The sequence below is a fragment of the Tabrizicola aquatica genome, from assembly GCF_002900975.1.
In the GTDB taxonomy this organism is placed as follows: domain Bacteria; phylum Pseudomonadota; class Alphaproteobacteria; order Rhodobacterales; family Rhodobacteraceae; genus Tabrizicola; species Tabrizicola aquatica.
Map to the genome: position 1 here is coordinate 385188 of NZ_PJON01000001.1, position 20939 is coordinate 406126.

18 protein-coding genes are annotated in these 20939 nt (G+C 66.6%); 7 read left to right on the forward strand and 11 right to left on the reverse strand.

Features of this window, described 5'->3' with window-relative positions:
• The first annotated feature begins 123 nt into the window (after positions 1-123).
• The 3 genes from CXR42_RS01850 (at position 124) to CXR42_RS01860 (ending at position 1759) form a co-directional block, all read left to right on the forward strand.
• Positions 124-636 carry a peptidylprolyl isomerase gene (locus tag CXR42_RS01850; protein WP_103255809.1) on the forward strand — a complete coding sequence of 171 codons (513 nt, stop codon included), beginning with the start codon at positions 124-126 and terminating at the stop codon, positions 634-636.
• 72 nt (positions 637-708) lie between these two features.
• Positions 709-1098: a hypothetical protein gene (locus tag CXR42_RS01855; protein WP_103255810.1), complete on the forward strand. Its 390-nt coding sequence runs from the start codon at positions 709-711 to the stop codon at positions 1096-1098.
• Between the two features lie 85 nt (positions 1099-1183).
• Positions 1184-1759, forward strand: a complete 576-nt coding sequence (locus tag CXR42_RS01860) for a peptidylprolyl isomerase (RefSeq protein WP_103255811.1) — start codon at positions 1184-1186, stop codon at positions 1757-1759.
• A gap of 164 nt (positions 1760-1923) precedes the next feature.
• Here the strand turns inward: CXR42_RS01860 and CXR42_RS01865 are convergent, their stop codons facing one another.
• Both CXR42_RS01865 and tyrS read right to left on the reverse strand, forming a co-directional pair.
• The gene (locus CXR42_RS01865; protein WP_103255812.1) at positions 1924-2412 is read right to left on the reverse strand and encodes a hypothetical protein; all 489 of its coding nucleotides are present in this window, start codon (positions 2410-2412) and stop codon (positions 1924-1926) included.
• On the reverse strand, positions 2409-3659 hold the full coding sequence (gene tyrS / locus CXR42_RS01870; RefSeq protein WP_103255813.1) for a tyrosine--tRNA ligase: 1251 nt from the start codon (positions 3657-3659) through the stop codon (positions 2409-2411). Before tyrS ends, CXR42_RS01865 begins: the two co-directional genes overlap by 4 nt.
• 55 nt (positions 3660-3714) lie before the next feature.
• Between tyrS and CXR42_RS01875 the strand changes: the two genes are divergently transcribed.
• Positions 3715-4827, forward strand: a complete 1113-nt coding sequence (locus tag CXR42_RS01875; RefSeq protein ID WP_103255814.1) for an anhydro-N-acetylmuramic acid kinase — start codon at positions 3715-3717, stop codon at positions 4825-4827.
• Here the strand turns inward: CXR42_RS01875 and rarD are convergent.
• The 7 genes from rarD to CXR42_RS01910 form a co-directional block, all read right to left on the reverse strand.
• Positions 4796-5722: an EamA family transporter RarD gene (gene rarD, locus CXR42_RS01880; RefSeq protein ID WP_103255815.1), complete on the reverse strand. Its 927-nt coding sequence runs from the start codon at positions 5720-5722 to the stop codon at positions 4796-4798. The genes CXR42_RS01875 and rarD overlap by 32 nt on opposite strands.
• Positions 5723-6510: 788 nt before the next feature.
• The gene (locus CXR42_RS01885) at positions 6511-6804 is read right to left on the reverse strand and encodes a hypothetical protein (protein ID WP_146037978.1); all 294 of its coding nucleotides are present in this window, start codon (positions 6802-6804) and stop codon (positions 6511-6513) included.
• Between the two features lie 199 nt (positions 6805-7003).
• The gene (locus CXR42_RS01890) at positions 7004-7435 is read right to left on the reverse strand and encodes a cupin domain-containing protein (protein WP_103255817.1); all 432 of its coding nucleotides are present in this window, start codon (positions 7433-7435) and stop codon (positions 7004-7006) included.
• On the reverse strand, positions 7420-7950 hold the full coding sequence (locus CXR42_RS01895) for a pseudouridine synthase (protein ID WP_103255818.1): 531 nt from the start codon (positions 7948-7950) through the stop codon (positions 7420-7422). Before CXR42_RS01895 ends, CXR42_RS01890 begins: the two co-directional genes overlap by 16 nt.
• A 101-nt stretch (positions 7951-8051) precedes the next feature.
• Positions 8052-9329 (reverse strand): phosphopyruvate hydratase, encoded by a 1278-nt coding sequence (gene eno, locus CXR42_RS01900; protein ID WP_103255819.1) that lies wholly within the window; start codon positions 9327-9329, stop codon positions 8052-8054.
• A 127-nt stretch (positions 9330-9456) separates the two neighbouring features.
• A complete protein-coding gene (locus tag CXR42_RS01905) occupies positions 9457-10140 on the reverse strand; it encodes a histidine utilization transcriptional repressor HutC (protein ID WP_103255820.1) in 684 nt (227 codons plus the stop codon).
• Positions 10141-11484, reverse strand: coding sequence for a formimidoylglutamate deiminase (locus CXR42_RS01910; protein ID WP_103255821.1), 1344 nt, complete (start codon positions 11482-11484; stop codon positions 10141-10143).
• A gap of 66 nt (positions 11485-11550) precedes the next feature.
• Between CXR42_RS01910 and hutI the strand changes: the two genes are divergently transcribed.
• The 3 genes from hutI (at position 11551) to hutU (ending at position 16029) form a co-directional block, all read left to right on the forward strand.
• Positions 11551-12744 carry an imidazolonepropionase gene (gene hutI, locus CXR42_RS01915; protein ID WP_103255822.1) on the forward strand — a complete coding sequence of 398 codons (1194 nt, stop codon included), beginning with the start codon at positions 11551-11553 and terminating at the stop codon, positions 12742-12744.
• Positions 12722-14278, forward strand: a complete 1557-nt coding sequence (gene hutH / locus CXR42_RS01920; protein WP_103256974.1) for a histidine ammonia-lyase — start codon at positions 12722-12724, stop codon at positions 14276-14278. The genes hutI and hutH overlap by 23 nt, the downstream gene beginning before the upstream one ends.
• Positions 14279-14343: 65 nt before the next feature.
• On the forward strand, positions 14344-16029 hold the full coding sequence (gene hutU, locus CXR42_RS01925; RefSeq protein WP_103255823.1) for a urocanate hydratase: 1686 nt from the start codon (positions 14344-14346) through the stop codon (positions 16027-16029).
• A gap of 432 nt (positions 16030-16461) precedes the next feature.
• Here the strand turns inward: hutU and CXR42_RS01935 are convergent, their stop codons facing one another.
• Both CXR42_RS01935 and CXR42_RS01940 read right to left on the reverse strand, forming a co-directional pair.
• The gene (locus CXR42_RS01935) at positions 16462-17013 is read right to left on the reverse strand and encodes an ImmA/IrrE family metallo-endopeptidase (protein WP_146037979.1); all 552 of its coding nucleotides are present in this window, start codon (positions 17011-17013) and stop codon (positions 16462-16464) included.
• A complete protein-coding gene (locus tag CXR42_RS01940) occupies positions 17013-20699 on the reverse strand; it encodes a vitamin B12-dependent ribonucleotide reductase (RefSeq protein WP_103255826.1) in 3687 nt (1228 codons plus the stop codon). The genes CXR42_RS01935 and CXR42_RS01940 overlap by 1 nt, the downstream gene beginning before the upstream one ends.
• Positions 20700-20939 lie beyond the last annotated feature (240 nt).

The window sequence follows — 20939 nt, forward strand, 5'->3', positions numbered from 1 at the left end:
GTTGAAAGCCCTCCCGCTTTTGGCCCCCCGATCACGCCCGCGTCAACCGCTTAAGACGCTTTGCCCTTTCCTTGGCCGCATGCCGCCGCTACGGTCGCGCCCGACCAAACCAGGAGACACCCGATGCCCGAGATCAAGGATCCCGAAAACACCATCATCCTGACGCTGAAGGACGGCGAAGTGGTGATCGAGCTGCTGGCCGACGTGGCGCCCAAACATGCCGAGCGCATGAAGCAGCTCGCCCGCGACAAGGCCTATGACAACGTGGCCTTCCACCGCGTGATCGACGGCTTCATGGCCCAGACCGGCGACGTGGAAAACGCCAATATGGAAAGCCCGAACTACAACCCGCGCCGGGCCGGCACGGGCGGCTCGCAATACCCGGACCTGCCGGCCGAGTTCTCGAAGCTGCCGCATGACCGTGGCACCCTGGGGGCCGCCCGCTCGCAGAACCCGAACTCGGCCAACAGCCAGTTCTTCATCAACTTCAAGGACAACCATTTCCTGAACGGCCAGTACACCGTCTATGGCCGGGTCATCAGCGGGATGGAGCATGTCGACAAGATCGTGAAGGGCGAGCCTCCGGCCAACCCCGATCGCATGATCACCGTGCGTGTCGCGGCCGACGTCCAGTAACGGATTTCCTGACCTGACGCGTGGGGCAAGGCAGGGCATGTCTTGCCCCGCTGCACATTCAAAGGGTCCGCCATGCGCCTGTTCCTTGCCTGTCTTTGCCTGACCGCTGCGGTCGCAAAGGCCGATCCGCAGCTTGCGGGCACGTACAAGGGCATCATCTGGTCTGTGGGCGACGACGCTCCCGGCACCACCATGCTTGCTGTGGCGGCGGACGGGACGATCACGGGCCGGTATGACTATCTGGACGGCTTCACCCCGGCCAAAGGCACGATCACCGATTGCCGGTTCGCCGATCCGATCCTGACCTGCCAGTGGAATGACGCCTATGGCAGCGGCGCCTTGGTCGTGCGGTTCGACGCGGCCAGGACCTCGTTCACGGGCAGCTGGTACGACTGGTCGATCGAAGGTCGCCACGACCAGCCCGAAGGCGGCTACACATGGACCGGGCGCAAGACCGGCTGACCCCCGCGGATGTGAAGCACCGCCCGTTGACGCAGGGCGCGAAGCCGGGGACAAGACCGCATCCGAAGTCTGGAAAGGACAAGACATGTTTCGCAAACTGGCCGTCGCCCTGACGCTTGCCGCCACGCCGACCCTTGCACAAGAGGCCGCGGACGGCCCCGGCCCGAACCTGGTGATCGAAGTCGCGGGCCAGGCCAACGGCACCGTGGTCATCGACCTTCTGCCCGAAGTCGCCCCCCAGCACGTCGCGCAGATCACTGCGCTGGCGCAGGAAGGCGCTTATGACAACGTGGTGTTCCACCGCGTGATCGACGGGTTCATGGCCCAGACCGGCGACGTGTCCAACGGCAAAGCCGGCGGCGATCTGTCGATGGCCGGCATGGGTGGCTCGTCCAGGCCCGATATCCCGGCCGAATTCACCAACGACCTCAGCTTCCAGCGCGGCGTCGTGGGCATGGCCCGTGCTGCCGACCCGAACAGCGCCAACAGCCAGTTCTTCATCATGTTCGCCCCGGGCGAATTCCTGGATGGCCAATACACCATCGTCGGCAATGTCATCTCGGGGATGGAAGTCGTCGACGCGATCAAACGCGGCGACGGCCAGAACGGCGAGGTTTCGGACACCCCCGACGTCATGGCCAAGGTCACCGTCCAGCCTTGAACAGCACGGGGGTAGGGTGGGCGATATCGCCCACCTTACGCCCAAGCCCACGCCCGCCGCCGGTCAGGACCGCCCCGGTTGCGATCCGTGGCCGGGCATTGCACGCGAAAGCACCCGATCCGGCCAGTCGCCACACTACCTTGCGCGCGGCGGCGGATTTTTCGTCATTCCGCGCAGGCGGTCAGGTCCAGCTGATCCCAGATCTCGACCTCTGGTCCCGCCATCACCGAATAGCGCAACTGCCGGCCCAGATCCGACAGGATCAGCGAGGGCGGGGCCTTGCCGTCGGCAAAGGGCAGGGGGCCGATTCGGCCATTCTCCAGCCCATAGACCACACCCTGCCAGGCCAGGCAGCCCGCCAGCACCGCCTCGGGTGTCGGCCCTTCGGGGGAATGGCGCGGGCAATCAGCGTAAAGCGTGCCCTCCTGCCGGCTGACGCCCATGTTCTGCGCGATCTGGCCCCAAAGCACGCGGCCGTCCATCAGCGCCAGATCCATTGCATGATCGACCATGCCGATCTGCTCCCAGGGTTGGGCCACCCGGAAGCGCAGCTCGAACCCGCTTTCCGGTTCGGTGTAGATCGCCAACGACATCGGGCAGGCCGCAGCGGTCGAACCCGACAGGGCCAGGACCGCCGCCGCCCGCCGGATCACGCCAGCACCACCAGCGCGTGGCGCTTCTTGCCCGCCGTCAGTTTCAGCGGTTCGACCAGATGGCTTGCGCCATAGCGAAGCGAGGGGTCCAGCACGATCTCGTCATTCACTTTGGCGCCGCCCTCGGTGATCAGGCGCTTGGCGTCCTTGCCGCTGGCCGCCAGGCCCGCGCGGACGAAAAGCTGCACGATCCCCACGCCCTCGGCCAGTTCTGCGGCCTCCAGCATGACCGTCGGCAGATCGTCCCCGATTCCGCCCTTTTCGAACACTTCCCGCGCCGTCGCTTCTGCCGCCGCCGCCGCTTCGGCCCCGTGCAGCAGCCCGGTCGCGAGGTTGGCCAGCAGCACCTTCGCCTGGTTGATCTCCGACCCGCCAAGCGCGCCCAGCCGGTCACATTCCTCGACCGGAAGCTCGGTGAAGATCTTCAGGAACCGGCCCACATCCGCATCGGTCGTGTTCCGCCAGAACTGCCAGAACTCGTACGGACTCAGCATGTCGCCATTCAGCCAGACCGCACCCGAAGCCGACTTGCCCATCTTCCGCCCGTCGCTGGTGGTCAGAAGCGGGGTCGTCAGGCCAAAGATCTCCTGGTCAATCACCCGGCGGGTCAGGTCGATCCCGTTGATGATGTTGCCCCACTGGTCCGACCCGCCCATCTGCAACAGGCAGCCATAGCGACGGTGGATCTCCAGAAAGTCATAGGCCTGCAGGATCATGTAGTTGAATTCCAGGAAGGACAGCGATTGCTCACGATCCAGCCGGGACTTCACGGATTCAAACGACAGCATCCGGTTGACGCTGAAATGCCGTCCGATGTCGCGCAGGAAGTCCAGGTAGTTCAACCCGTCCAGCCATTCCGCGTTGTTCAGCATGATCGCGTCGGTCGGCCCGTCGCCATAGGACAGGTAGCGCGCGAAGACCTGCTTCAGCCCGTCGATGTTCCGGTCGATCGCGTCCGGCGTCAGCAGCGGCCGCTCCTCGCTGCGGAAACTGGGGTCGCCGACCTTGGTCGTGCCCCCGCCCATCAGCGTGATCGGCTTGTGGCCGGTCTTCTGCAGCCAGCGCAGCACCATGATGTTCATCAGGTGGCCGACATGCAGGGACGGCGCCGTGGCATCGTAACCGATATAGGCGGGCACCACACCCTTCAACAAAGCCTCGTCAAGCGTCTGATAATCCGTGCAATCGGCAACAAAGCCGCGCTCGAACATCACACGCATGAAGTCAGATTTCGGATGGTAGTTCATGGCCGCCTCGGTCTAGGATGCGCGCGGTATATCTTCGCGGGGATGCCAAGGGAAGATGCGGAAGGACGGGCCACTCTGGGCGCTGGGCGCCATGTCGGGAACATCGCTCGACGGTGTCGATGCGGCCATGCTGCTGACCGACGGCATCACCATCCAGGGCTTCGGCCCCTCGGCCTATCGGCCCTACACGCCCGCGGAACAGGCCACGATCCGCGCCGCCCTCGGCCAATGGCCCGGCGACCCCGCCGTCGCCCCCGCCGCCGAGGTGGTCGAGACCGCCCATGCCGAACTTCTCTCCCGCTTCACCGGGGCCGAGCTTGCGGGCTTTCACGGCCAGACCCTTGCCCACGACCCCGAGGGGCGCGGCACCCACCAATGCGGCAACGGCGCGCTTCTGGCCCAGGTGCTGGAGCTTCCGACCGTCTGGGACTTCCGCACCTCTGACGTGACCATGGGCGGGCAGGGGGCGCCCCTCGCCCCGTTCTTCCACCACGCGCTGGCCCGTTACATCCGCGCGACCGAACCCCTGGCCTTCCTGAACCTCGGTGGCGTGGGCAACATCACACTCGTCGACCCCACGACCGGGACGCCCGAGACCCCTGGCGCGCTCCTCGCCTTCGATACCGGCCCCGCGAACGCCCCGGTCAACGACCTGATGCTGGCACGCCTGGGTCTGACGCAGGACAAGGATGGGGCGCTGGCCGCACAAGGCCAGGCGGATGACGCCTTCATCCAGCAGGTCCTCGGCCATCCCTGGTTCGACGCCGCGCCGCCGAAATCGCTGGACCGCAACAGCTTTGCCGACCTGGTCGACGCGCTCGAGGATCTGTCCGACGCCGACGCCGCCGCCACCCTGACGGCCCTTGCCGCCGCCTGTGTCGCCCAGGCCCAGATCCATTTCCCCGCCCCCGTGGCCAGGATCCTGGTGACGGGGGGCGGCCGCCACAATCCGGTCCTCATGGCCGAACTTCGCCGCCGCATCCCCTTGCCAATCGACCCGGTGGAAACCGTCGGCCTGGATGGCGACATGCTGGAAGCCCAGGCCTTCGCCTATCTCGCCGTGCGGGTGCTGCGCAAACTGCCGACCTCCGGCCCGGACACGACCGGCGCTCCGACCCTGGTCGGCGGCGGCCAGATCAGCCGGCCCGATCCCGTGCCTGTGCCATAAGCATCGGGGTGGAATAGACCACCAGCGCCACCCAGATCAGCCCGAAGGCGACCAGCTTCACCTGGCTGAACGCCTCGTCAAAGACAAAGACCGCGGTCAGGAAGATCATCGTCGGCGCGATGTACTGCATGATCGCGATGGTCGACAGCCGCAGCCGCTTGGCTCCGTTGGCATAGATCATCAAGGGCACCGCCGTCACGATCCCGCAGCCAAAGAGCAGCGCCGTGTCCCAAGGCACGCCGCGCAGGAAATGCCCGCTGCCGGCCGCCCCCAGCCAGACCAGATAGGCCAGCGCCAGCGGCAACAGGATCAGCACCTCCAGCGCGAATCCCTGGTTCGGACCAATCGGCAGCCATTTCTTCAGGAACGCGTAAAAGCCCCAGGTCACCGTCAGCCCCAGCGCCACGACCGGCAGCCGCCCCGCCTCCCAGGTCAGGATCGCCACCGCGACTGCCGCCAGCGCGATGGCCACTGCTTGCGTCCGCCCGATCTTCTCGCGCAGCAGCACCGCGCCCAGGAAGATCGAGAACAACGGATTGATGTAATACCCCAGCGCGGCATCCAGCGCATGGCCCGAGCCGATGGCCCAGACATAGATCCCCCAGTTGACGCTGATCAGCGCCGCCGTCATCGCCCCCATCCCCAACGTCCGGGGCGAGCGCAGCGCGGCCTTCAGATCCCCGGTCCGCCCCATCCACAGCAGCACCAGAATCGCGATGGGCACCGACCAAAGCACCCGATGCGCGATCACCTCGACCGGGGGAATATGCGCCAGCGCCTTCATGTACAGCGGCAGGAAGCCCCACAGCAGATAGGCCGTCAGCGCATAGAAGAAACCGGCCAGGCTGTCGCCCGAGGCAGCGGCGGGACGGGGTAGGGGGGTGCTATCGCTCATGCCCCACCCCTAGCCAAAGCCCCCAGCGCCGGCCACCCCGATCTTGTGCCCCGCACAATCCCGGGTCGCTTGCCCGCGCCCGCCCGCCGACAGGGCCGCGCAACCGCTTCCATGCGCCCCCGCTGCTTCCGTTCACGCCGGCGACAAACCCCAATCCGCAGCACGAGCCGTCAACCCAAATTCCGCTGCCCCCGGCCACCCCTGACCACGAGCCGCACAATCCGGTAGGTCTCCCCGCGTGCTTCACCGACCGGAAGCCCGCGCAACAGCCTTCACGTCCAGCCCGCCCTTCCGGTCACGCTGGCAACAAACCCCGGCCCTAGGCACCAGCAGTCAGCCCAAGCTCCGCTGCCCCCGACCATGCGCCACAATCCGACAGGCCTACCCGCCTGCTTTACCGAACGGCAGTTCGAGGCCCAGCCTTCACGCCTAGCCCGCTCTTCCGTCCACACTGGCAACAAACCCCAGCTCGAAGCACCAGCCCTCAACCCGATGTTTGCCCGCCACACCGGCCAGCCAATCACGCGCCCCGCACAAGGCCACTCGTCTCCCCGGCTGCTTCGCCGACCCGGCGCACCCGCCCTGCCTTCACAGCAGCAAAGTCTCCCCGCGCCAGGCACCAGCCATCGACCCGACGAACGTCCGTCACGCCGCTCCCTGGTCTGGAAACCCTCTGCCCATTCACCTTTGCCCAAATGTCCCCGCCGGAGGCATGCCGCCGCCTGCCACAAGCGACCGGCCGCGCGCACTCCACCCGCCACAGCGCCGGCAAGAACTGGTCCTGGTGGTCATGGACCGGCGCAGCGGTCCCCGGGCAGATGGCCCAAGCCCAGATGGCCGCGCTGGACCGCCCGGCTGCAAACTCGGACTCCCGGCACACGCGCCGGTCCTGCGGCGGCCACCGTGCTAGTCTCGCCTCGGTCCAGCCGCACTTCGAAAGAGCTGCGCGCTCCGCCATATGTCGTCACCCGAACCGCGTAGGACAGGATCGTCCCCGCCACATAGCCCAGCGGCTGGCGCGGGGGATAGACGGCGGGAAGGATGAACAGGGCCGCAAGGACCAAGGTCGCCGCAGCTGCCACCCAGATCGCCAGTCCGTCGCGCCAGCGCGTCTTGCACCCATCAGCTGCCGATGGGCGCAACCCGCCCGTCAACGGAACACCGAAAGGGCCATCCCCCCGCGCTCTGGCATGCGCCCCAACAGATTAACAGAACCTGAACGCCACCAGACAAGTCATTGTTTTCATGGGAGGCGAAGATCTGTCCACGCTGGACAACCACCTAAAGCTCCCAGCCCGGCGGGGCCAGTTCGAACCCCTCGAAGCGGAACCCCGGACTGACCGTGCAGCTGACCAACGTCCACGCCCCGGTCGACCGCGCCGCCTGCCACCAGCCGGCCGGCACCACCGCCTGCACCACCTCATCGCCCAGAACGTCCGGTCCCAGCCGCACCTCGCGCGCCGCCTCCACCCCCAGCGACAGCACCAGCGGCGCCCCGGCATGCCACAGCCAGATCTCGTCCGCATCGACCCGGTGCCAGTGGCTCCGCTCGCCGGCCTGCAAGAGGAACAGGATCGCCGTGCCGCTGGCCCGCCCCGCCACGTCCGGCCCGACCCAGGTCTGCCGATACCAGCCCCCCTCGGGATGCGGCTGCAACTCCAGCCGCCGGATGATGGCCTCGGCCACCTCGATGTCCGTCACACCTGCCTCCATGCGCCGGGGGAAAGCCCCTCCAGCGTCCAGTCGCCCACCCGCCAGCGGATCAGCCGCAGGCAGGGCAACCCCACCGCCGCACACATCCGCCGCACCTGCCGGTTCCGCCCCTCGCGCAGGGTCAGCTCGATCCAGCCATCCGGCACCGACTTCCGCACCCGGATCGGCGGCACCCGAGGCCACAGCCAGGCGGGCTCTGCCACGCCCTGGGCCCGGGCGGGAAGGGTGGGCCCGTCGTTCAACTCCACCCCGCGCCGCAACCGCTCCAGCGCGACCTCGCTCACCACCCCCTCGACCTGGGCGAGATAGGTCTTCTCCAGCTTGTGCCGAGGGTCCGCGATCCGCGCCTGCAGCTTGCCGTCATCGGTCAGGACCACCAGCCCCTCGCTGTCGCGGTCCAGCCGCCCCGCTGGGTAGACCCCCTTCACCGGCACGAAATCCGCCAGCACCGCCCGCTCGCCGTCACGGCTGAACTGGCAGAGCACGTCATAAGGTTTGTTCAGCAGGATAATCATGGCCCTTGCTGCCACGCCCGGGCGCAAAAGCAAACGGGCACCCGAAGGCGCCCGTCGATTTCCTCCTGTGGATCGGAGTTTTTTAACCCCGGACCCAACTGTCAGCCCTTCAGGACCGAACGGCCGGCATATTCCGCCGTCTCGCCCAGCATTTCCTCGATCCGGATCAGCTGGTTGTACTTCGCCAGCCGGTCCGACCGCGACAGCGACCCGGTCTTGATCTGGCCGCAGTTCGTCGCCACAGCGAGATCGGCAATCGTGTAATCCTCGGTCTCGCCCGACCGGTGACTCATCACGTTGGTATAGCGCGCGCGATGCGCCATATCGACGGCCTGCAGCGTCTCGGTCAGGGTGCCGATCTGGTTCACCTTCACCAGCATGGAGTTCGCGCAGCCGGCCTTGATCCCCTCGGCCAGACGGCGCGGGTTGGTGACGAAGAGGTCATCGCCAACCAGCTGGATCTTCGATCCCAGACGGTCGGTCAGCAGTTTCCAGCCCGCCCAGTCGTCCTCCGAGCAGCCGTCTTCGATCGAGATGATCGGGTAATCCGCAGCCAGACCCGCCAGGAACTCGACGTTCTCCTCGATGCTCAGCGACTTGCCTTCGCCCTTCATCTCATAGCGGCCGCCCTTGAAGTATTCGGTGGCCGCGCAGTCCAGCGCCAGATAGATATCTTCGCCCGGGCGATAGCCGGCCTTCTCGATAGATTTCAGAATGAAATCAAGCGCATCACGGGCAGAGTTCAAGTTCGGCGCGAAGCCGCCTTCATCGCCGATCCCGGTGTTGTGGCCCGCGGCCTGCAACTCTTTCTTCAGCGTGTGGAACACTTCCGACCCCATCCGAACCGCCTCGCGGATATCGGACGCGCCCACCGGCATGATCATGAATTCCTGGATGTCGATCGGGTTGTCGGCATGCTCGCCGCCGTTGATGATGTTCATCATCGGCACGGGCAGCACGCGGGCCGAAGTGCCCCCGACATAGCGGTACAGCGGCTGCGCGGTGTATTCGGCTGCGGCCTTCGCCACCGCAAGCGACACGCCCAGGATCGCGTTCGCACCCAGGCGCGACTTGTTCGGGGTGCCGTCCATCTCGATCATCGTGCGGTCGATGCCGACCTGTTCGGTGGCGTCGAAGCCGACGATCTCTTCGGCGATCTCGCCGTTGACGGCCGCGACGGCCTCCAGCACGCCCTTGCCCTTGTAACGGCCCTTGTCGCCATCGCGCCGCTCGTTCGCTTCATGCGCGCCGGTGGACGCGCCCGAGGGCACGGCGGCCCGGCCCATGCTGCCGTCCTCCAGCGTGACGTCCACCTCGACCGTCGGGTTGCCCCGACTGTCCAGGATTTCGCGGGCGTGAATGTCGATGATCGTGCTCATGGGTGGTTTCCTCAAGGCCGAAGGGTGCTCTCCCGCCACGCTTTACCGCCTGGCCTGCCGCAAGGAAAGCCGGTTTGCGTCCTGGTCGGGGGTAGGGTGGGCGATATCGCCCACCTTACGCCCGGCTTCAGAACACCATCTGCACCCGATGGCCCGGCGCGTGGGCCAGGCGGACCAGCGTGACTGGCCCCTCGGTGCCATGGGTGGTCCGTTCCGCCACCAGAAGCGGCGTGCCGGGGGCGACCCCCAGCACCTCGGCCTCGCGCAGGCTGGCCGCTTCCGCGGTGAAGGCGATGTCGCCCGAGACCAGGCTGACATGCGTCACCAGCCATTCGTTGGCACTGACAGTGGAAAAGTCCGGCGGGTCGGGGGGCAGGACCCCGGGGTTCAGCCAGCGCGCCTCCAGCACATAGGGCCGGCCCCCAGCCAGGTGCACCGTCTCAAGATAGCGCATCGGGGCGGCTTCGGGCAGGCCAAGCCGGGCCGCGACCGGAACCGGGGCAGGGGCCATCCGGTCGACAAGCAGCTGGAAGTCATAGGCCAGACCCCGGCCCAGCACGTCCAGCCGGATCACCGGGATTTCCAGCCGCGCCCGGCGCACCGGCAGTTCGGCCACCCGGGTGCCGGCGCGCTTCTTCCGTTCGATCACCCCGGCTTCGGCCAGGTCGCGCAAGGCCCGGTTCACCGTGGCGCGGGCGACGCCGAATTCCTCGGCCAGTGCCTCTTCGCCCGGGATCAACCCGCCCGGGGGCCAGTCGCGGGCACGGATGCGGCGCAGGACTTCGGCGCGGATAGCTTCCCAGCCCAGCATCTACAGCGCCTCGCGCAGGCCGCGCATCGTCGCGCGGAACCGGGCCGCAACCGCGTCGCAGGCGATGTGGCGGCCGCCCTGCACGATGTGACGACCCGCCGACCAAAGATCGGTCACCAACCCGTCGCGGCCGGCAAAGACGAAAGCATCCAGCAACGGATCGCCCGCCATCCCCTCCAGCCGCAAATCGCCAGTATCCAGCGCCACCAGGTCCGCCCATTCGCCAACGGCAATCACGCCACGACCCCGGCCCGCCGCCTGCGCGCCGCCCGCTGCCGCTGCCTCCCACAGCCGCCGGCCGGTGGAGCGTTCGTCGGCGATCACCGCCCGCGCCTTCCGGCCCAGGCGCTGCGAGTATTCCAAAAGCCGCAACTCCTCGGCCAGCGCGATGCGGACGTTGCTGTCGCTTCCCACCCCGAACGCGCCCCCGGCCGCAAGCCAGCCCGGCGCGTCGAAGATCCCGTCGCCCAGGTTCGCCTCGGTGATCGGGCAAAGGCCGGCAACCGCCCCGGTCCGGGCCAGGGCCGCCGTTTCGTCCGGCGTCATCTGGGTGGCATGGATCATGCACCAGCGCGTGTCGAGGGGCAGGTTCCCCACCGCCCATTCCACCGGCCGCGCACCCCAGGCGGCGCGGACCTCGTCGACCTCTGCCACCTGCTCGGCAATGTGGATATGCACTGGGCCACCCGGCGCCATTCCGGCCACCCGGTCCAGCGTCCCCCGGCTGACCGCCCGCAGACTGTGCGGCGCGACGCCGAGGATCGCATCCGGCATCCCCACCAGCGCCCGCCCCGCGCCCTCCAGCACCTGCGCGAAGAGGGCAGGCGAGGAGCCAAAGCGCAACTGCCCCCCCGCCAGCGCCCGCCCGTCGACCCCGCCCTGCTCATAGATCACCGGCAGATGCGTCAGGCCAAGGCCGGTCTCGGACGCCGCCGCGACGATCCGCCCCGACATCTCGGCCGGGTCGGCATAGCTGCCGCCGCCAACCGGGTGGTGGAGGTAATGGAACTCGCAGACCGCCGCAAACCCGGCCTCGGCCATCTCGACCATCGCCTGTGCGGCAATCGCTTCGACATCCTCGGGCGAAAGCCGTTCCAGAAAGCGGTACATCAGCGCGCGCCAGGTCCAGAAGCTGTCCTGTCCGGCCGTCCGCCCCTCGGTCAGCCCGGCCATCGCGCGCTGGAAGGTGTGGGAGTGCAGGTTGACCGGCGCCGGCAGCAGGCATCCATGCCCGGCACCCGCAACGCCGGTCGTCACTTCGATGATCCGGCCGGCCTCGATGCGAAGGCGGACATCCTTGGCCCAGCCGTCAGGCAGCAGGGCAGTGGCGGCGTGCAGGATCATGGCGACTCACTTGACTTGAATTATGTCTAGACATATTAGCCAATCAAACGCGCATAAGGCAAGCCGATGCTCCTGACCCACGCCACCCTTGCGACGATGACCGGAGGCTACGGCCTGATCCGCGACGCCGCCGTGGCGCTTGACGGGGACCGCATCGCCTGGGCCGGCCCGATGGCCGACCTTCCCACCGCCTTCCGCACTTTGCCCGAACATGCCTGCCAGGGCCGCCTGGTCACCCCCGGCCTGATCGACTGCCACACCCACGCCATCCACGCCGGCCACCGCGCGGCCGAGTTCGAGTTGCGACTGCAGGGCGCCAGCTACGCCCAGATCGCGCAGGCCGGCGGCGGCATCCTGTCCACCGTGACCGCAACCCGCGCCGCCTCGCAGGACCAGCTCCTCGCCCTTGCCCTGCCACGGATCGACCAGCTGATCGCCTCGGGTGCCACGACGGTCGAGGTGAAATCCGGCTACGGCCTGACGATCGAGGACGAGCTGAAGATGCTGCGCGCCGCCCGCGAGATCGCCTTGCATCGGCCGGTGACGGTGAAGACTACCCACCTTGCCGCACATGCCGTGCCACCGGAATTCACAGGTGATGCAAAGGGTTACATCGAGAAGGTCGCGCTTCCCTCTCTCCGCGCTGCCCATGCCGAAGGACTGGTCGACGCCGTCGACGCCTTCTGCGAGACCATCGCCTTTTCCACCGCCGACCTCGCCCCGCTTTTTGCCGAGGCCCGCGCCCTGGACTTGCCGGTGAAGCTTCATGCCGAGCAGTTGACCGACCAGCAGGGCGCCGCCTTCGCCGCCCGGCACCAGGCGCTGTCCGCCGACCATCTGGAATACCTCTCCCCCGACGGCATCGCCGCGATGGCCGCAGCCGGAACGGTCGCCGTGATCCTGCCCGGTGCCTTCTACACCCTGCGCGAAACCCAGGCCCCGCCGATCCAGGCCCTGCGCGCGGCGCAAGTTCCGATGGCCGTCGCGACCGACCTGAACCCCGGCTCCTCGCCCCTGGCCTCGCTGACCTTGGCGATGAACCTGGCCTGCACCCTCTTCCGCCTCACGCCGGAGGAGGCGCTCTTGGGCACCACCGCCCATGCCGCCCGCGCCCTGGGCCTTGCCGACCGGGGCCGCATTGCCCCCGGCCTTCGCGCCGATCTTTGCATCTGGGAGGCCGACCACCCGGCGGAACTCAGCTACCGCATCGGGGCCACTCCCCTTCACGCCCGCATCTATGGAGGCCGCCTTGACGCCTGAAATCCTGATCCCCGGCCAGGTCTCCCTCGCCCAGCTTGAACGCCTCTTTCGCGACCAGCGTCCGGCCCGGCTGGATGACAGCGCCAGACCCGGCATCCTGCGGGCGGCCCGCCACATCGCGGCGGCAGCACAGGGCAGCGCGGCGGTTTATGGGGTCAACACCGGCTTCGGCAAGCTGGCTTCCGTGAAGATCGCCCCGCAAGATACGGAAACCTTGCAGAAAAACCTGATCCTCAGCCATTGCTGCGGCGTGGGTGCGCCGATGCCCGAGGATGTCGCCCGCCTGATGATGGTGCTGAAACTCCTCTCCCTTGGCCGGGGCGCCTCGGGCGTCCGGCTTCAGGTCGTGGACCTGATCGAGGCGATGCTTCTCCACCGCATCACCCCGGTGATCCCCGACCAGGGCTCGGTTGGGGCTTCTGGCGACTTGGCACCCCTGGCGCATATGACCGCCGTGATGACCGGACACGGCGAGGCGACGGTGGATGGTCAGATCATGACCGGCGCGGAAGCGCTTGCATCAAAAGGACTTTCGCCGATCACGCTTGGCCCCAAGGAGGGCCTCGCTCTCATCAACGGCACCCAGTTTTCCACCGCCTATGCCCTTGCAGGCCTGTTCCAGGGGTGGCGTGCGGCGCAAGAGGCGCTGGTGATCTCGGCACTTTCTACCGACGCGATCATGGGCTCCACCGCGCCGCTGGAGCTGGAGATCCACACCCTGCGCGGTCAGCCAGGCCAGATTGACGCCGCCGCCGCGATGCGCGCGCTGCTAGCTGGCAGCGAGATCCGCGACAGCCACCGCGACGGCGACACGCGCGTCCAGGACCCCTATTGCATCCGTTGCCAGCCCCAGGTCACCGGCGCCGCAATGGATGTCCTGCGCATGGCCGCCCGCACCCTGGAAATCGAGGCGAATGCCGCCACGGACAACCCCCTTGTCCTGTCCGACGGCCAGATCGTCAGCGGTGGCAACTTCCACGCTGAACCTGTTGGTTTTGCAGCCGATATGATCGCCATGGCCCTGGCCGAGATCGGCGCGATTGCCCAACGCCGGGTCGCGTTGATGGTGGACCCGACGCTCAGCTTCGACCTGCCCGCGTTCCTGACGCCGAAACCGGGCCTCAACTCCGGCCTGATGATCGCTGAGGTGACGACCGCTGCCCTGATGAGCGAGAACAAGCACCTCGCCCATCCGACGGTCATCGACAGCACACCCACCAGCGCCAACCAGGAGGACCATGTCAGCATGGCCGCCCACGGCGCGCGGCGGTTGCGACGCATGGTGAAGAACCTGAACGTCATCCTCGGCGTCGAGGCGATGTGCGCCGCACAAGGCGTGGAGTTCCGCGCGCCCTTGACGACCTCCGCCCCCCTGCAAGCCGCCGTCCGCGCCTTCCGCGCCGAAGTACCCGCTCTCACCGACGACCGCTACCTCGCCCCCGACCTCGCCTGCGCCGCCGCCCTTGTGGCCGCAGGCACCCTCTCTCATGCTACGGGACTCGCCCTCCCCGATCTGACCCCATTTTCTGTCTGAAAATATCCTCTGGGGGTCCGGGGGGCGAAGCGCCCCCGGGGTCTCCACCAGCGATGGAGCCCGCAATGACGAACCCCCGCCACAACCAGCGTGACATCTACCCGCCGACCGGGACCGAGCGGACCTGCAAAAGCTGGCAGACCGAAGCCGCGATGCGGATGCTGATGAACAACCTGCATCCCGATGTTGCCGAGAACCCGCATGAGTTGGTGGTCTATGGCGGCATCGGCCGCGCGGCCCGGACCTGGCAGGATTTCGACCGCATCGTCGCCGGGCTCAAGGATCTGGAGGCCGACGAGACTCTGGTGGTGCAGTCGGGCAAGCCCATCGCCATCGTGCGGACCCATGCGGACGCGCCCCGGGTGTTGATTGCCAACTCGAACCTCGTGCCGCACTGGGCGACCTGGGCGCATTTCAACGAGTTGGATCGCAAGGGCCTGATGATGTACGGCCAGATGACCGCCGGCTCCTGGATCTATATCGGGACGCAAGGGATCGTGCAGGGAACCTACGAGACCTTTGCCGAGGCGGGCCGGCAGCATTATGGCGGCGACCTCAAGGGCCGCTGGATTCTCACCGGGGGCTTGGGCGGCATGGGTGGCGCGCAGCCGCTGGCTGCGGTGATGGCGGGGGCCTGCTGTCTGGCGGTCGAGGTTGATGAGACCCGCATCGATTTCCGCCTGCGCACCCGCTATGTCGATGCCAAGGCCCGGACGCTGGACGAGGCCCTTGCCATGATCGCCGACTGGACCGCTAAGGGCGAGGCGAAGTCGGTGGGTCTGCTGGGCAACGCGGCCGAGGTCTTTCCTGAGCTGCTGGCCCGGATGAAGGCGGGCGGGGTGCGGCCGGATATCGTGACCGACCAGACCTCGGCCCACGATCCGTTGCACGGCTACTGTCCGCTGGGCTGGAGGGTGGCTGAGTGGCGGGCGAAGCAAGAAACGGACCCTGCCGCGGTCGAGACGGCGGCGCGACACTCGATGCGGGTGCATGTCGAGGCGATGGTGGGCTTCTGGAATGCCGGGGTCCCGACGCTGGACTACGGCAACAACATCCGCCAGGTCGCGAAGGAAGAGGGGCTGGAGAACGCCTTCGCCTTCCCCGGCTTCGTGCCGGCCTATATCCGCCCCCTGTTCTGCAAGGGGATCGGCCCGTTCCGTTGGGTGGCCCTCTCCGGCGATCCCGAGGATATCCGCAAGACCGACGCGGCGATGAAGCGGCTCTTCCCGGACAACGCGCACCTCCACCGCTGGCTGGACATGGCGGGCGAGCGGATCGCGTTTCAGGGGCTGCCGGCGCGGATCTGCTGGATCGGCCTCGGGGACCGGCACCGGGCAGGGCTGATGTTCAACGAGATGGTGGCGAGCGGAGAGTTGAAGGCGCCGATCGTGATCGGGCGGGATCATCTGGATTCGGGGTCGGTCGCGAGCCCCAACCGGGAGACCGAGGCGATGCGGGACGGGTCGGATGCGGTGTCGGACTGGCCGCTTCTGAATGCCCTGGTGAACACCGCTTCGGGGGCGACCTGGGTTTCCCTGCATCATGGCGGGGGGGTCGGGATGGGGTTCAGCCAGCACGCCGGGGTGGTGATCGTCGCCGACGGGACGCCGGAGGCCGCGAAACGGCTGGAACGGGTCTTGTGGAACGACCCGGCCTCGGGCGTCTGGCGGCATGCGGATGCGGGGTACGAGACGGCCATCACCTGCGCGAAGGAGCATGGGTTGCGGCTGCCGGGAATCCTGGGGAACTGAGGGCTGTCCACGGTGGACAGATTTGGGTTCTGGTGGGATTTCAACGGGTTGGTCGTTTCCGTTAGGGTGGTGTTAAGGTTTGCACCGGCTGCCCCCACCCATACGTTCCCTAGGGTTGGGGGAGGCGTTCTGTTCCCAACCGAGGTTTCGCGGGCTGGCGGCGGACCGGGGGTTTCACACCCCCGGACCCCCGTGGGATATTTCGGGAAGGAAATGGGCCTTTCTGCGCGCCTACTTCTTCCTGCGGCCGTCCGGCTCCTTCGCTACGCCTTTGAACGGAGTTCCATCCTTCTTGCCGTCCATGAAGCGCCCGTCGGGTCCCCGCTTGGTCCAAGTATCGGTCACTGGATTATGGACCTTAGTCCGATCCTTTACCGAACCCTTTCGGCGATTGTCTCCGCTCGGCGGGTTGGTTGCCATCGACTTAACTCCTCACAGAGCATCCCGAAGCTCTATCACCCGCTTCCGAACGGCCCCCTCAGACACTACGAAGAGACGCGAAAGCGCAGCGCAATCTCCATTTAGGCGGCGGTGGGCCGGACGGAAAAGGTTCAAGGGCATGAGCAAAGCAGCTGCAAAGCCATTTGCTTCGGCCTCCATGATCGGGTCCCGCTCGTCAAGATATGTGAACGGGTCAGTAGCGTTCTCACTATCTCGGTGGACTCGGCCATCGAAAGCGTCAAGGGCAGCCAAACGCGCACGATGAAGGACAAAGTGTCCCAATTCATGAGCGATCGTGAAATTCTGCGTCTCAAGCCGGTCGTTTCCGTTAACCCTGATCACCCAACCGGACTTCGAGCCAAATTCGGGGGCTTTGTCGAGTGAACCACGTTCGTAAGGCAGCATTTCCTTCTGGAAGACTTTAAGCCCAAACTGGCCCGCAAGCACAACGGTGTCGCGCTCAAGGGTAGTGCAAAAGCTCCTCAGCTTCTGCCGTTCCCAATCCTGGATGCGAGGATCCTTACTGAAAAGATAACCACTCATCAGCTGCACCCGGTCGTCGCGCCACAGCTGTTGCACTTCAGGCAGGTGCCGTTGCGGACCAGCGTGTAGTTGCCGCACTCGCCGCAGCTGTCGCCGGTGTAGCCTTGCAGCTTGGCCTTGGTGCGGGCGTCGGCGGTGCCGATGGCGTAGGTGCTGGTCGATTCCGAGAAGCCGCTGACGCGGGTCTCGCTGACCATGGCAGCCATCGGGGCGGCGCTGTCGGTGCCGGTGGCGAAGCCGCCGAAGGCGCTGACACCCTGGCCGCCTTGCAGGACGGTGAATTCCTGCGGCAGGCGTTTGCGCATGTAGCCGGTCGAGGCGACCTGGCGCAGAACCTCCAGCGACTTGGACGCGGCCACGTCGCTCGGCTCGGCGATGTTGCGCTTGCCTTCCTCATTCCCGCGGCCAAGGTCGTCGAAGCTGGCGCCGGTGGGGGCGACATGCGCAAGGTCGGTGCGGTCCAGGTAGCTGATCGCCAGTTCGCGGAAGATGTAGTCCAGGATCGAGGTCGCGTTCTTCACGCTGTCGTTGCCCTGGACCATGCCGGCGGGCTCGAACCGGGTGAAGGTGAAAGCCTCGACAAACTCTTCCAGCGGGACGCCGTATTGCAGGCCGACCGAGACCGCGATGGCAAAGTTGTTCATCATCGCCCGGAAGCCGGCCCCTTCCTTGTGCATGTCGATGAAGATCTCGCCCAAGCTGCCGTCCTGGTATTCGCCGGTGCGGAGATAGACCTTGTGGCCGCCGACGATGGCCTTCTGGGTATAGCCCTTGCGACGCTCGGGCAGCTTTTCGCGGTGCGATTTGATGATCTCTTTCACGATCACCTTTTCGACGATCTTCTCGGCGACGACCTGGGCCTTTTCCATGATCGAGCCGTTGGTCAGGATCTCTTCCGCCTCTTCGTCGTCCTCGATCAGCGCCGATGCCAGCGGCTGGCTGAGCTTGGAGCCGTCGCGGTAAAGCGCGTTGGCCTTGATCCCCAGCGAGTGGGAGAGTTCATAGGCCGCCAGCGTTTCCGCGATGGTGGCGTTGTTCGGCATGTTGATCGTCTTGGAGATCGCGCCCGAGATGAACGACTGGGCGGCGGCCATCATGTGGATGTGGCTTTCCACCGAGAGGAAACGCTTGCCCTTCTTGCCGCAGGGGTTGGCGCAGTCGAAAACCTTGTAATGCGCTTCCTTCAGGAAGGGCGCGCCTTCCAGGGTCATCGTGCCGCAGACATGGTCGTTGGCGGCGTCGATCTGGGCCTTGGTGAAGCCAAGGTGACGCAGCAGGTCGAAGGTGGGGTCGTTCAGCTTTTCCGCCGGGATGCCGAGGGTGCCCTTGCAGAACTCTTCACCCAGGGTCCACTGGTTGAACACGAAGCGGATGTCGAAGGCCGAGGGCAGGGCGGCCTCGATCTTCTCGATCTCGCGCGGGCCGAAGCCGTGGCCGATCAGCGCGGTGTGGTTGATCGCCGGGGCCTGGCCGAGGGAGCCGTGGCCGACGGCGTAGGCGACGATTTCGGCGGCCTGGGAGGTGGAGTAGCCCAGGGTTTCGAGGGCCGCGGGGACCGACTGGTTGATGATCTTGAAGTAGCCGCCGCCGGCGAGTTTCTTGAACTTGACGAGGGCGAAGTCAGGCTCGATCCCGGTGGTGTCGCAGTCCATGACCAGGCCGATGGTGCCGGTGGGGGCGATCACGGTGGTCTGGGCGTTGCGGTAGCCGTGGGCTTCGCCCAGGCGCAGCGCCTCGTCCCAGGCGGATTTCGCAAGGGCGACAAGGGCCTGGTCGGGGCAGTTCGCGTGGTCAAGGGCAACGGCGGGGACGTTCAGGCCCTCATAGGCCGTGCCGTGGGCTGCCGCGCGGTGGTTGCGGATGACGCGCAGCATGTGGGCCGCGTTGCGCTGGTAGCCGGAGAAGGGGCCGAGTTCCTTGGCCATTTCCGCGCTGGTTGCATAGGAGACGCCGGTCATCACCGCCGTCAGCGCGCCGCAGAGGGCGCGGCCTTCGTCCGAGTCGTAGCCAAGGCCCATGTTCATCAGAAGGCCGCCGATGTTGGCGTAGCCGAGGCCGAGGGTGCGGAAGTCGTAGGAGAGCTGGGCGATTTCCTTGGACGGGAACTGCGCCATCATCACGCTGACTTCCAACGTCACGGTCCAGAGCCGGGTGGCATGGACATAGGCGTCGGCGTCGAACTTGCCGTCATGGAAGAAGGTGAGGAGGTTCATCGACGCCAGGTTGCAGGCGGTGTCGTCGAGGAACATGTATTCCGAGCAGGGGTTGGAGCCCCGGATCGCGCCGTCCTCGGGGCAGGTGTGCCAGGCGTTGACGGTGTCGTGGAACTGGATGCCCGGGTCGGCGCAGGCCCAGGCGGCGTGGCCGATCTGGTCCCAAAGCTGGCGCGCCGAGACGGTCTTGGCGACCTTGCCGTCAGTGCGGCGGATCAGCTCCCACGGCTTGTCATCGCGGACGGCCTTGAGGAAGGCGTCGGTGACGCGGACCGAGTTGTTGGAGTTCTGGCCGGAGACCGAGATGTAGGCCTCGGAATCCCAGTCGGTGTCGTAGGTCGGGAATTCGATCGAGGTGAAGCCCTGCCGTGCGTATTGCAGGATGCGGTTGGTGTAGGTGTCGGGGATCATCGCCTTCTTGGCGGCCTTGATTGCGGCCTTGAGGGCCGGGTTCAGGGTCGGGTCGGTCGCGCCGTCCATGCTGCCGTCGAAGGACTTGATCGCGGCGAAGATGTCGTTCAGGCGGGCCTCATGCATCTTGGAGCCGGCGACAAGGCTGGCGACCTTCTGCTCTTCGATGACCTTCCAGTTGATGAAGTCCTCGACGTCCGGGTGGTCCATGTCGATGATGACCATCTTGGCCGCGCGGCGGGTGGTGCCGCCGGACTTGATGGCACCGGCAGCCCGGTCACCGATCTTGAGGAAGCCCATCAGGCCCGAGGATTTGCCGCCGCCCGAAAGCTTTTCGCCCTCGCCGCGCAGCGAGGAGAAGTTGGTCCCGGTGCCGGAGCCGTATTTGAAGAGACGGGCTTCACGGACCCAGAGGTCCATGATGCCGCCGTCGCCCACCAGGTCGTCCTTGACCGACTGGATGAAGCAGGCGTGGGGCTGGGGGTGTTCGTAGGCCGAGGCCGACTTGGTCAGCTTGCCGGTCTGGTGGTCGACGTAGAAGTGGCCCTGCGACGGGCCGTCGATGCCGTAGGCCCAGTGCAGGCCGGTGTTGAACCATTGCGGGCTGTTCGGCGCGGCCATCTGGCGGGCCAGCATGAAGCGCATCTCGTCGTAATAGGCGCGGGCGTCGGCTTCGGTGGTGAAATAACCACCCTTCCAGCCCCAATAGGCCCAGGCCCCGGCGAGGCGATCAAAGACCTGCTTGGCCGAAGTCTCGCCGACAAAACGCTGATCTTCCGGCAGTTGGGCCAGCGCGTCCTCATCGGGGACCGAGCGCCACAGGAATTCGGGAACGCCCTTTTCCTTCACGCGCTTCGAGACGGCAGGGACGCCGGCCTTGCGGAAATACTTCTGGGCCAGCACGTCCGAGGCGACCTGGCTCCAGCCCTCGGGGACCTCGACGGCCTCGTTGCGGAACACGATCTTGCCATCCGGGTTACGGATTTCGGATACGGTGGTGGTGAAAGCCATCGTGCCATAGGCGCCGGTTGCCGCCTGGGTGAACTTCCGCTCGATCTGCATGCCCCTGGTCTCCGTTCATGCGGCCCTGTGGCCGCTTTTCGTTTCTGGTCCCCGGTCCGACCCACCCTGCTGCGCGACGCACAGACAATACCAACCCGAGCCCTGCGGCATGGCCGCAGAGAGGGTCGCATCCCTTCGGATGCCGCTTTGGGGTGCTTGTCTAACCTGTTCGTCGCGGCACTAGATTTAGTGGTATCTTCGACCGCTTCGTCAAAGTGTCGTAATCATCCCCGTCGATCA